Consider the following 13,073-nt stretch of genomic DNA (forward strand, 5'->3'; position numbering starts at 1 on the left):
TTCAAGGGAGATATCTTATATCTCCCCAATGTCTATCTATAAAAACTTTATTTCATCTTTTTAAATGCTTCTTCAACTAAACCTTTAACTAAATCTTCTTTTGGAATATACGGAATAGTAATATGGTCTGTTTCACTATTCATCTTATTATACTCAATACAAGTTTCAATTGAATTTTCATTTCTAGCCCACGCACGTCTTGAAACTCCTACCATAACATCCCAAGGCATTGCTTTTTTCAATATATTGTCTACTCTTTCACTTCCATCAAGTACCATACCAAATCCACCATTTATAGCTTTACCAATTCCAACTCCTCCACCATTATGAAGTGCTACCATAGTCATACCTCTAGCAGCATTACCTGCAAAACATTGTGTTGCCATGTCAGCCATGATATTACTTCCATCTTTTATATTTGAAGTTTCTCTAAATGGTGAATCTGTTCCACCTGTATCATGATGATCTCTACCAAGCATAACAGGACCTATTTCTCCATTCCTTACCATTTCATTAAATTTAAGAGCTATTTTTAATCTGCCCATAGCATCTTGATAAAGAATTCTAGCTTGAGTTCCAACTACTAAATTATTCTTTTCTGCATCTCTAATCCACACATAATTATCTCTATCTTGACCTCTCCTATTTGGATCTATACATTCCATTGCAGCTCTGTCAGTTTTTCTTAAATCTTCTGGGTCACCGCTTAAACAAACCCATCTAAAAGGACCGTATCCATAGTCAAATAACATTGGACCCATTATATCTTCAACATATGATGGGAATATAAAGCCCTCGCTTTCATCATGACCATTTTTACATATTTCATTAACTCCTGCATCATAAACAGCCTTCATAAATGCATTTCCATAATCAAAGAAATATGAACCTCTATCAACTAAAGTTTTTATAAGTCTAAAATGTTTTCTTAGTGACTCATTTACAAGCTCAATAAATTTTTTCTTATCAGATTTTAAAAGTTCAGTTCTTTCTTCAAATGTCAATCCCTGTGGACAATATCCTCCATCATAAGGTACATGGCATGAAGTTTGATCTGATAATAAGTCTATTTTAATATTATTTTCAACTGCATATTCTAAAAGGTCTACTACATTTCCGTAAAAAGCTATTGATATTGCTTCTTTTTTCTCTTGATACTTTTTAGCAAGTTCATAAGCTTCTTTTGGAGTATTTACTACTGTATCTATCCACCCTTGGTCTATTCTAGTCTTAATTCTAGAATAATCTACTTCTGCTATGATACCTACACCATTAGCTATTTTAACAGCTTTGCCTTGTGCACCACTCATTCCGCCCAAACCTGATGTTACATATAAATATCCTCTTAAATCTTCATCGTCTTTTATGCCTAATTTTAATCTACCTGCATTTAAAATAGTATTAAAAGTACCGTGCACTATACCTTGTGGTCCTATATACATCCAGCCGCCAGCAGTCATCTGTCCATAATTAGCCACGCCCATAGCAGCTGCTTTATGCCATGCATCTGGATTATCATATAAGCCTACCATAAGTGAATTAGTAATAATAACTCTTGGAGCTTCTGGAGAAGATTTAAAAAGACCTAGAGGATGTCCAGACATAACTACTAATGTCTGTTCATTTGTCATTTCCTCAAGATATTTTTTTATAAGTCTATACTGCATCCAGTTTTGACAAACTTGACCAGTTTCTCCATAAGTAACTAATTCATATGGATATAAAGCTACATCAAAATCTAAATTGTTATCTATCATTACTTGTATAGCTTTTGCTTCTAAACATTTTCCTTTATATTCGTGTATAGGTTTTCCCTTAATTGCTCCTTCCGGTCTAAAACGATACCCATAAATTCTTCCTCTAGTAAGAAGTTCATCTAAAAATTCTGGAGCAAGAGTTTCATGAAGTTCTTCTGGAACATAACGCAATGCATTTTTTAAAGCTATTTCCGTTTCTCTAGGAGTAAGATTAAATTCCCTTTTAGGTGCTCTTCTAACTCCTTCCACAAATTTAGGATAAGGCGGCAATTCATTATCAAGCTTTATCGTCATAGCATTACTAATATCAATATTATTTATCATGTAAACACCCCTTTTTATAATATTTTTTAAAATTTTGTTTGAATTTTATAATATTGTCTGAAATTTCTAAGTTTATTATAATATTCTATCGTCTCTAAAGCGTCTATAATTTTTGTTTTATATAATCAACCTTTAGGGTATAATGTATAATATAACTGTAAATTTTTCTCACAGATAGGAGGGACAAATTTGAGTAATTTAGATTTTATCTATAAAAGACATAGTATCCGAAAGTTTAAAAATCAAGATGTACCCATAGAAGATATTAAAGAAATGATAAAAGCTGCTACATATGCTCCATCAGGTAAAAATCTTCAAAACTGGCACTTTGTAGTTGTAAAAAACAAAGAAAAAATTGAAGAAATGGCTAAAATTGTTGAAAGAAAAAGTGATGAATTAGCAAGTTATGCTACTGATGAAGAAATGAAAAAATCTTTTACAAAATATAGAAAATATCAAACTTTATTTAGAAATGCTCCAGTAGTTATTTTAATTTTTGCTGGTCCATACCCTTCTACTGGCTTGGAAATATTAAAAGCTAAAGGAGCTTCTAGTGAAGAAATACATAATTTATTAAGACCATCACCCGGCATACAAAATATAGGTGCTGCAATAGAAAATTTATTACTAGCAGCTGCAAATATGGGATACGGCGGATGCTGGATGACAAGTCCAAATTTTGCTAGTAAAGAAATTCAAGACTACATAGGCTTTAAAAAGGAAGGTTATTTTTTAGCAGCAATAACTCCGATCGGTGTTCCAGAAGAATCAGAGCTAAAAAGTCCTCCTAGAAAGCCAATTGAAGAAGTTATGACTATAATAGAATAAAATATATTTAAAGACCGTAGATGTAAATAAAATCCTACGGTCTTTTATCCACCTAACGTTATATCTTGTTTGCTATACCATTTTAATGCATCATAAAAATGATTTGGTTTGAAATCAGGCCATAAATCATCTACTACATAAAAGTCTGAATATACAGATTGAACAGGTAAAAATCCACTAAGCCTTCTCCTTCCCCCCCATCGAATAATGAGGTCAATTCTACTAATATCACAAGAACACAATAAATTCATCAAATTTTTTTTACTGACTCTATCATTATTCTCGCTTTTTAACAAATTGTTTAAATCCCAATGCCACCCATAATTTACTAAAAAGTTTACTTTTATTCCTCCATTTCCAAATTTTCGCCTTCTTATAGTATATGGTTTTAATTCCTCTGGAAAAATTGGCGATTCATGATTGCCAATTACTAATAACTCTGCATCTTCTCTTGATAACATCTTTACTGCATCTACACATGCTTTTTTAAATGCTTCGATTTGAACTGCAGGTCTTTTAGTATTATCTGTAGTAAAACCATAATATGTAATCTCTTTTATTCCAAATTCTCTGCAGAGTTTAAAAAGTTCAAGTCCCGGTTTTAATCCATAATCATAACCTTTTTCTTTAGACATGCCTGCTTTTTTTGCCCATCTTCTATTTCCATCAGGAATAATTCCTATATGATTTGGTATTCTCATAAAATCACCTCAAAAAATAACATAAATGTTTCCATTATTTTATCTATTATTATTGACATATAATGTATTATTTATACTTTTTCTATTAAACATTAATTGATTTAAGTTGCAAGTTTTAGGGGCAATCCTCTTTAGTTCTCAGTTATCGGCTTTCGGCTGTCAGCTCTCAGCTTAATATCATTTCTTTAAAACCTTTCTAACCCCTAATTTTTAACTCTCAATTTTTAATTCTTAATTCTTAACTAAAATAAATATCCGGCTTTTCCAGCCGGATATTTATTTTACTAATTTGAATCTGTTGGAGGCGTAAAAGTCCTTTGTGCCAACTCCCTATCCAACATCAATAATCCATTTCCATTTGTTCCTATCATTTTTACCTGTTTAATTAATTTTTTAAACATATTCATTTCTTCAATTTGCTCATCAACAAACCATTTTAAGAAATTTATAGTTCCATATTCTTTTTCCTCTTGAGCTATATCCATCAGCTTATACACTCTATCAGTCACTACTTTTTCATGTTCTAAAGCACTTTCCAAAAGGTCTTCCAAAGATTTAAATTCATTTTTAGGTTCATCATAAGCAGATATAACTACTCTTCCATCTACTTCATTGATATAATTGTAAAATTTCATTGCATGAAACCTTTCTTCTTCAGCTTGAACTAAAAAGAAATTTTCAAATCCATTTAAGTCAATAGATGCACAATAAGCCGCCATTGCTAAATAATAATTTGCAGATAAAAATTCAAAATTCATTTGTTCATTCAATTGATTTATTAATTTTTCAGATACCATTAAAATACCTCCCTATATTATTAGTAAATATATTTATATTTTTTGTTATAATATTATTTATAAATCGACAATACAGATTTATATTTTGTCTTATAACATTTATATATATACCCATAAAAAAATTTTTAAACAATTAATTATAAATTTTTCAAATACAGCAAATTCAATTTCCAACTGAATAAAATTATAATATTATAAAATAAAAAAATAATTAATCACTATATTGAAAGAGAGGTTAATTTAATTCATGATAAAAAATACTGATATCATAATAAGAATAATTCTTGCATGTATACTCGGAGGATTAGTCGGAATGGAAAGGGAGAGTATTAATAGACCAGCTGGCTTTAGAACACACATTTTAGTCTGCCTTGGTTCTACTATAGTAATGCTTAATGGTATTTTTTTATTAAACAATTATCATCATTATACTAATCTTGACCCTGCAAGACTTGGAGCTCAAGTCATAAGCGGAATAGGTTTTTTAGGTGCTGGAACTATTCTCAAAGAAGGCTTAAGTATAAAAGGATTGACTACAGCGGCTAGTCTTTGGGCAGTTGCTTGTATAGGATTAGCTATTGGAAGTGGTTTTTACCTTACAGCAATTTTATCTACTTTTCTAGTTTTTATAATTCTTTTATTTTTCTCGAAATTTGAAAAATATATTAGTAGAAAACATAATGAATTATCGTTAAAAATTATTACTTTAAATAAACCCGGTCAAATTGGAAAAATAGGTACAAAACTTGGTAAAATGAATATCTCCATAACAAATATCAACATGAAAAATATTGATGACACTAAAATAGCAATCATTGTAACAGTTAAAGTCCCTAGAGGTACTATTGCTTCTAAAATTTTAGAAAATCTTTCCGAATTAGATGACATAACATCAGTAGAATGTTTAAACGATTAATATTAAAATATCATATTTTTTCTTTTTTTGTAAATTATAAAACTAACAAGTTAATAATAGCTTTCATAAAAATGTAATAAAAATTAAAATTTTTTACTTAAAATAATAAACATTACTATTATTTTATGATAAAATTGATATTGAAATGAATATACATAGGACGGTGTTAAAATGAACATATTTGATAAATTTAGAATACTAATTTTTTCAATTTTTTTCTCATGTATTATCCTATCCCTTTCTGCATATGGTGAAGAACTTACATCAGGAATAGTTATAGCTGACAATGTCAACTTGAGAGAAAATTGTACTACAAATGCAAACGTTGTCGACAGCTTATCAATTGGAGAAAATATTCAAATTGTTGACAGCAAAGACGAATGGTATCATATAAAAACTGAAACTGGCAAATCAGGCTGGGTATATAACGATTTAGTCCTGTCCTTACATCAAAATTTAGACCCAATAAAAAAAGGTATAATAACAGCAAACATTTTAAATATTAGAAAAGAACCTAATATCAATTCAAAAATTCTTTCCAAATTAAAAAAAGATACTGAAGTAACTATTGTAGATATTAAAAATAATTGGTATAAAATCGTCATCAATAAAACTACTAATGGCTGGGCAAATTCTAAATATATTAAAATTATACCAAACTATTCTTTAGGACAAGTTGTTGGAAATAATGTAAACTTAAGAACAATTCCTTCAACTAGCGGTTCTATTATTACAAAATTAAATAAAGGTACTACATTAAAAATTACTGGATATAAACAAAACTGGTATAAAGTAACAATATCTGGCAATAAAGAAGGTTGGATTTATAAAAATTACATCAAAGTTTTATTAAATAATAACAGTAATAATACTGCAATTTCTAGGTCTAGTAATAGAATAACTAGCAAAATAATTGCATTTGCAAAATCAAATCTCGGCAAACCTTACATATATGGTTCTAGCGGACCTTCAAGTTTCGATTGCTCAGGATTTACTTCATACATATTTAAACACTTTAATATTAAAATACCTAGAACTTCAAAAGAACAAGCCAAAATAGGAGTAAAAGTTTCTAAAGCTAATCTTCAACCCGGAGACCTTGTATTTTTCGATACTTCTGGTAGAAATAATGGCATAATTACACATGTGGGCATATATATAGGCAGTGGTAAATTCATACATGCTTCTTCAGGAAAAAGAGCAAAAAAAGTTGTAATTTCTGATTTAAATGAAGGTTTTTATAAGAAAAAATTTGTAACTGCAAGACGTGTTTATTAAAAAAGTGAACTGCTATAAAATGATTATTTTATAGCAGTTCACTTTTTTTTGCTAAAAACTCAAATATTAAGCACCTTTAAAAATTTTCTGAATAAAATGATAATGTAAGTTTGATTAAGGAGATGGATTATAATGGCATATAGTTACAGAGAACTACTTGCAAGATTAATTAAATGCGAAGCAGGCGGTGAAGGTGAAAATGGCATGAAAGCAGTAGCTTCAGTAGTTATGAATAGAGTACATGTTCCAAATGGAGAATACCATAGAGTTTGTCAAGGAGATTTAAGAAAAGTTATATTCCAAAAAGGACAATTTGATTGTGCTACTTCAGTGCTAGGCGGCAGACCTAATCCTCAAACAATATGGGCAAGTCCTCCTGAAGAAATACATTATCAAATTGCCGATTGGGCATTAGCAGGTAATAAACTTTATTCAACTGGTAATGCACTATGGTATTTTAATCCATACAAACCATCTTGTCCATATACATTTCCTTATAATGGAACAGGCAGATTCCAAGTTAAAGTCGGTAATCACTGTTTCTATAATCCTACTGCACTCTATGCCAAAACTTAATTTATACGTTCAAATATAAAAATTAATAAATATTTAAAACTGCATTGTCTTTACTAAATTAAAAGGAGGTCTTTTTTATGATTAGAAAAACTCCAAACGATTATGATGAAATGCCAATGTGTCCTAAAACACCTATGTTTTTTCCAAGAAAAATGATACCTGTTCCTCCAACCCCAGCACCAATGCCTACTCCAATGACTTTACCTCGCAGTACAGGTTCAGCTGATTTTGAATTTGAACCAGCTCCTCCTATACAAAAAGATATAAACTATACACAAGGATATTTGAAAACTAAAATTGGTAAATATGTAAAAATCGATTTTTTAATTGGAAGTAACATGTATGTTGATAAAGAAGGTATTTTAGAAGAAGTTGGTATTAGCTATGTAGTTTTACGTGAAGCTGGAACGGGAAATGAACTTATGTGCGATATATATTCTATTAAATTTGTAACAATTTTTAGAGACCAAGCTAAAGCTGCTATTTGTATGGACTAATCAAATATTGGGGAAATAGCCATAATTAAAATATAACTTACTGCCTATTTCCCCAATAAAATTATTAAAATAAATTTAATATTGTCAGTATAAAATAATTATATAAAACAAAAATGGAGTGTTTCTATGATACTTTTTCTAAATAGATTAAGCTATTTAAAACTAATTTTTATTTTTTCTATCACATTATTTACAACTTATATTTCTTCAATATTTCCAAGTTTAGTAGAAATTTTATATTCTAATTTTATTTACAAATTTATTGGACAAGTACTAAGCATAATTACTAGCTTTATACCTTTTTCATTAGCTGAATTTTTAGTAATATCTATTTTTTTATATACTTTAATTTATCTAATTAACACAATAACTAAAATTATAAAAAAATCAATAAAATTTCAAACTGCCATATTACTTATTTTAAAAAACTTTCTTGCATTTACCGTAATAATTTACTTCTTTTTTATTTTCTTATGGGGACTAAATTATTACAGATTGCCATTTTCTCAAATAGTTAATTTAAATACATCTCCTGCTTCTATTGATGAACTTGAAAATCTATGTAAAAATTTAATTCAACATGGAAATCAACTTAGAAATTATATTAAAGAAGACTCTGTTGGAATAATGACTATTTCTGGTGGCTATAAAAGTGTTTTTAAAAGAGCTGACTTAGGATATCAAAACATAGGTCAAACTATAAAAATATTTAACGGAAAATATGGAAAACCGAAAAAGATATTGTTTTCAAATTTTTTATCTTATGCTGGTATATCTGGAATATATTTTCCATTTACTTCAGAAACTAATATAAATATTCTTCAGCCACATTCCATGCTGCCTAGTACAGTCTGTCATGAAATGGCACATCAACGAGGATTTGCAAGAGAAGATGAAGCAAATTACATTGCATATTTAGTATGCATTAAACATCCAGATATTGATTTCCAATATTCTGGTATTCTTTTAGCAATTATTCATTCTATGAATGCTCTTTATATGCATGATAAAAAAAAATATTTTGAATTAGAAAAATTATATTGTGATGGTATGAAGCGGGATTTATGTGCAATAAGAAATTTTTGGATTTCCCATGAAGGACCTATTGAAAAAATATCAAATAAAATAAACGATACTTACCTTAAATTAAATCATCAAAAAGAAGGTGTTTATAGCTACGGTAAAATGGTTGACCTATTAATTGCTGAATATAAACTAAAAAACAATTTAAATTTTAATCAATCAAAACAACATTTTTAATCAGCTTTTTTATTCATTAAAATATGAACTGTAGGTTCAATAAGTACTTTTTGAGCTACTTTATAAATATCTTCTACACTAATATAATCTAGCTTTTTCAAGTCTTCTATAAATCCATCAATCCTTTTATTCATTAATTTTTGATTTAATGCATAATTGCAAAGTCCTGATGAATCTTCTAATATCGCAGCAATAGAAGTTTTTATAATCTTTTTCATAAGATTTATATCTTTTTCTTCAAGAATGATTTTTCTGTTTTTTATCTTTTCAATCGATTCTTCTATAATTTTTTTTGCTTCCCAAACATTACTTTCTTCTACAGCAGTGTATATATATAAGGTTTTAATAAATTCTGTAGCATCCATTTCTGAGTATATATCATAAGCTAATCCCCTCTCCTCTCTAAGAGCCCTAAATAAAATTGAATTTGCACTTACACCTAATTTATGATTTAAAATATCAAGTGCAATTTCTTCTTCCCTTGTAAGTCCATAAAAAGTATATAAGTAAATAAGTGTATTTTGCTCTATATTGTTTTTGTATGAAATTTTTTCTATAGACTTGTTTCTTTCTGTAATGATAACTTCTTTCTTTTTTCCTACTGTTTTATTATTCCAATCTCCAAAATATCTTTCTATAATTTCTTTAATTTTATCATGTTCATAAGGAGATACAACAGCAATTATACACCTACTTGGAATATAATTTTCTTTATAAAACTTTAATAATTGCTTTCTAGTAAACATTTTTATATTTTTTTCACTTCCAATAACATCGTATTTTAAAGGACTTTTTTCAAAGGCTAAACTATGAACCTTACTAAAACTGTAATCTTCTATATCATCAATACACGATTTGATTTCAGATAATATAACTCCTCTTTCTTTTTCCAATTCATTCTTCGGAAAAGTTGAATTTATTAAAATATCAGATAAAACTTCTACTGATGATTCTAATTCTTCAGCTAGAGCCGTCACAGAAAAAACAGTACTTGTATAATTTGTATAAGCATCATAGTTACCGCCACATTTTTCTAAATCATAATTAATCTGATTATTATCTCTTTTTTTTGTACCTTTAAACAACATATGTTCTATAAAATGACAAATTCCCTTTTCGCTAATTTTTTCATTAATAGCCCCTATATTTATACCAATATTTATACAAAATAGTCTTGTATCTCTTTTTATAGACACCAAATTTATACCGTTTTTAAGTCTATGTTCCTTATAATCAAATACTCGTGTATTCATATGTGTCATTTTCTACCCTTTCTAATTTATTACAATATTTTTTTACATTCAATAGGACTAGAAAGAATGATAGATGTCTTTGTATCTCCAAATCTCTTTATATCATCAATTAATTTTTCTAATTCATCCATATTTTCTATAATTACTTTTAATGTCATACAATCTCCACCAGTTATATGATGGCATTCTACTATAGAATCTACTGTAGGTACAAATTCTAAAAATTTCTTATACTTTTCTGCTCTTATTGCTACATCTATAAATGCACTTATATTTTTATTAAGTTTTTTGGGATTAACTATGGCTTTATACCCTATGATTACTCCACTTTCTTCTAACCTTTTAACTCTCTCTGACACAGCTGGTGACGTCAATCCAACCATCTTTCCTAAATCTTTCATTGAAATTCTACCATCTTCTTGTAATATTTCAAGAATTTTTAAATCCGTAGAATCCATTAAATTCCCTCCATTAAGAAAATAAAGATTTTCAAAAAATAAATTTAATTAATAAATCAATTTAAGTATATCACTTTATTTGTCAACTGTACATAATAGATACTAATTGTTAGAATATTGATAAAGATATATTTTTATATTGACATTTTTTTATAAATTTATTAGGAGGTCATTTATGTCTCAAATAGGAATTACTGAAACTATTTTAAGAGATGCACACCAATCTTTAATTGCTACAAGACTTAAAATTGATGAAATAGTACCTATTTTAGAAAAACTTGATGAAGTAGGATATAATGCATTAGAATGCTGGGGTGGAGCTACATTTGATTCTTGTCTGAGATTTTTAAATGAAGACCCTTGGGAAAGACTTAGAGTAATAAGAAAACATGTTAAAAAAACTAAACTTCAAATGCTATTAAGAGGACAAAATATACTAGGCTACAAACATTATGCTGATGATGTAGTGATAGAATTTGTAAAAAAATCTATAGCTAATGGTATAGATATAATTAGAATTTTTGATGCTCTCAATGATGTAAGAAATTTAAAAGTCGCTATTGAAACTACTAAAAAAGAAGGTGGTCATGCTCAAGCAGCAATTTCATATACAATAAGTCCAGTTCATACAATAAATACGTATGTAAAATTGGCTAAAGATATGGAAAATATGGGAGCAGACAGTATATGTATAAAAGATATGTCAGGGCTTTTAACTCCTTATACTGCATATGACCTTATAAGTGCAATTAAAAAAGAAGTAGATATACCTATTGAATTACATTCTCATGCCACTAGTGGTCTTGCAAGTATGACTTATCTTAAAGCGATAGAAGCTGGTGTAGATATAATAGATACTGCTATCTCCCCATTTGCTCTAGGAACATCTCAACCACCTACAGAACCTATGGTAGCTACATTAAAAGAAACTAAGTATGATACAGGACTTGATATGGATAAATTAAATGAAATAGCAGAGTATTTCAGACCTATAAGAGAAAAATATATGAAAGAAGGTATACTAAATCCTAAAGTATTGGGCGTAGATATAAATACATTAATATATCAAGTTCCGGGCGGAATGTTATCTAATTTAGTAAGTCAGCTTACTATGCAAAATGCTCTTGATAAATTTGAAGAAGTATTAAAAGAAATACCTAGAGTAAGAGAAGATTTAGGATATCCACCATTAGTTACACCTACAAGTCAAATGGTAGGAACTCAAGCAGTATTTAATGTAATTACTGGTGAAAGATATAAAATGGTACCTAAAGAAATAAAAGCTTATGTTAAGGGTATGTATGGAAGACCAACCGTACCTATAAAAGAAGAAATTATTAAAAAGATAATTGGCAATGAAGAAGTTATCACTTGTAGGCCTGCAGATTTAATAAAACCACAGCTTAAAAATATTAGGAATGAAATAAAAGAATATATAGAACAAGAAGAAGATGTACTAACTTATGCATTGTTTCCACAAGTAGCTTTAAAATTCTTTGAACAACGTCAAGCCAAAAAATATAAAATAGAAGGTACTTTAGTAAATTTAGAACTTAAAACTCATCCTGCATAAAAATATGTGGACTTAGTCCACATATTTTATTTATAAACTTAAATTTTTTCTTTTACTTTTTTCCCCACATATTTTATTGCACTACATGCCAATATTTTTGTTGGATCTATACATATTTCATCTATTCTAAACATTTCAAAAGCAACAGGAAGTTCTGTGCATCCAAGTATAAATACATCGATATTATTATTTTTAAATTTGTATAAAACATTTTTAAAGTTTTTAAGTTCTATATTATATTTTCCCGCTTTTATACTATAAATCAATTCTGTAACATATTTTTGTTCGCAATCATCAGGCTTGATTATTTCTAAATCATATCTAGAAAAAACTTTATCATATATTTTAGACTTATTTGTCCCCTCTGTTGCCAATAATGCAACTTTCTTAACTTTAGGATATAATTTTTTTGTTTCCTTTGCAGTTTCTTCTATCATATTTATAAACGGTATTTTTATATATTTAACAATCTCATCATAAAAGTAATGTGCTGTATTACATGGCATAACTATTACATCTGCTCCCATCATCTCTAAACGAAGAGCTGACCTAATTAAATAATCAGTAGGGTCTTTCCCACTATTTATAATATATTCCGTTCTATCTGGTATCTGCGTATTATTATCGACAATTACTGGAATATGTTCGTTATCTCCATTTGCATCTGTCAAAGTGATTATTTTTTTTAATAAATCAGCAGTTGCTAAGGGTCCCATCCCTCCTAATATTCCTATTGTCTTCATACTCCCCCACCTCAATATGTTATATGTTTTAAATTTTTGTAATAATTATAACATATTTTAGTGAGTATTTTATTTTAATTTTACATTTTTGTAAATATGTTTTTAGTTTAAT

At 28.4% G+C, this 13,073-nt stretch carries 13 protein-coding genes; 7 read left to right on the forward strand and 6 right to left on the reverse strand.

The features are described from left to right. Positions 1 to 47 precede the first annotated feature (47 nt). Positions 48 to 2,081 carry a urocanate hydratase gene (locus BUA90_RS02750; RefSeq protein ID WP_072965866.1) on the reverse strand — a complete coding sequence of 678 codons (2,034 nt, stop codon included), beginning with the start codon at positions 2,079 to 2,081 and terminating at the stop codon, positions 48 to 50. Between the two features lie 189 nt (positions 2,082 to 2,270). Here BUA90_RS02750 and BUA90_RS02755 point away from each other — a divergent pair, with 189 nt between their 5' ends. After that, complete coding sequence (locus BUA90_RS02755) at positions 2,271 to 2,909, forward strand: nitroreductase family protein (RefSeq protein ID WP_072965867.1); 639 nt, start codon at positions 2,271 to 2,273, stop codon at positions 2,907 to 2,909. Positions 2,910 to 2,953: 44 nt separating this feature from the next. Here the strand turns inward: BUA90_RS02755 and uppS are convergent, their stop codons facing one another. After that, the gene (uppS, locus tag BUA90_RS02760; protein ID WP_072965868.1) at positions 2,954 to 3,610 is read right to left on the reverse strand and encodes a polyprenyl diphosphate synthase; all 657 of its coding nucleotides are present in this window, start codon (positions 3,608 to 3,610) and stop codon (positions 2,954 to 2,956) included. A 284-nt stretch (positions 3,611 to 3,894) separates the two neighbouring features. Further along, positions 3,895 to 4,407 (reverse strand): ferritin, encoded by a 513-nt coding sequence (locus tag BUA90_RS02765; RefSeq protein ID WP_072965869.1) that lies wholly within the window; start codon positions 4,405 to 4,407, stop codon positions 3,895 to 3,897. Between the two features lie 313 nt (positions 4,408 to 4,720). Between BUA90_RS02765 and BUA90_RS02770 the strand changes: the two genes are divergently transcribed. From BUA90_RS02770 to BUA90_RS02790, 5 genes are all read left to right on the forward strand, one after another. Beyond that, positions 4,721 to 5,323, forward strand: a complete 603-nt coding sequence (locus BUA90_RS02770; RefSeq protein ID WP_242945023.1) for an MgtC/SapB family protein — start codon at positions 4,721 to 4,723, stop codon at positions 5,321 to 5,323. Positions 5,324 to 5,494: 171 nt separating this feature from the next. After that, entirely contained in the window at positions 5,495 to 6,601 is a 1,107-nt protein-coding gene (locus tag BUA90_RS02775) for a C40 family peptidase (RefSeq protein WP_072965871.1), read from the forward strand. 132 nt (positions 6,602 to 6,733) lie between these two features. Next, the gene (locus tag BUA90_RS02780; protein ID WP_072965872.1) at positions 6,734 to 7,177 is read left to right on the forward strand and encodes a cell wall hydrolase; all 444 of its coding nucleotides are present in this window, start codon (positions 6,734 to 6,736) and stop codon (positions 7,175 to 7,177) included. Between the two features lie 77 nt (positions 7,178 to 7,254). After that, entirely contained in the window at positions 7,255 to 7,674 is a 420-nt protein-coding gene (locus BUA90_RS02785) for a hypothetical protein (RefSeq protein ID WP_072965873.1), read from the forward strand. A gap of 126 nt (positions 7,675 to 7,800) precedes the next feature. After that, positions 7,801 to 8,934: a DUF3810 domain-containing protein gene (locus BUA90_RS02790; RefSeq protein ID WP_072965874.1), complete on the forward strand. Its 1,134-nt coding sequence runs from the start codon at positions 7,801 to 7,803 to the stop codon at positions 8,932 to 8,934. Here BUA90_RS02790 and BUA90_RS02795 read toward each other — a convergent pair. Together BUA90_RS02795 and BUA90_RS02800 are read right to left on the reverse strand one after the other, a co-directional pair. Then, positions 8,931 to 10,187 carry a M16 family metallopeptidase gene (locus BUA90_RS02795; RefSeq protein ID WP_072965914.1) on the reverse strand — a complete coding sequence of 419 codons (1,257 nt, stop codon included), beginning with the start codon at positions 10,185 to 10,187 and terminating at the stop codon, positions 8,931 to 8,933. The two genes, BUA90_RS02790 and BUA90_RS02795, sit on opposite strands and share 4 nt — an antisense overlap. A 29-nt stretch (positions 10,188 to 10,216) precedes the next feature. Beyond that, positions 10,217 to 10,645, reverse strand: a complete 429-nt coding sequence (locus BUA90_RS02800; RefSeq protein WP_072965875.1) for an Lrp/AsnC family transcriptional regulator — start codon at positions 10,643 to 10,645, stop codon at positions 10,217 to 10,219. Between the two features lie 175 nt (positions 10,646 to 10,820). Here BUA90_RS02800 and BUA90_RS02805 point away from each other — a divergent pair, with 175 nt between their 5' ends. Continuing rightward, positions 10,821 to 12,218, forward strand: coding sequence for an oxaloacetate decarboxylase subunit alpha (locus tag BUA90_RS02805; RefSeq protein ID WP_072965876.1), 1,398 nt, complete (start codon positions 10,821 to 10,823; stop codon positions 12,216 to 12,218). Between the two features lie 38 nt (positions 12,219 to 12,256). Here BUA90_RS02805 and cuyB read toward each other — a convergent pair whose 3' ends face one another. After that, a complete protein-coding gene (cuyB, locus tag BUA90_RS02810) occupies positions 12,257 to 12,961 on the reverse strand; it encodes a cysteate racemase (RefSeq protein ID WP_072965877.1) in 705 nt (234 codons plus the stop codon). Positions 12,962 to 13,073: the final 112 nt, after the last annotated feature.

This window comes from Caminicella sporogenes DSM 14501 (genome assembly GCF_900142285.1).
GTDB classification, from domain to species: Bacteria; Bacillota; Clostridia; order Peptostreptococcales; family Caminicellaceae; genus Caminicella; species Caminicella sporogenes.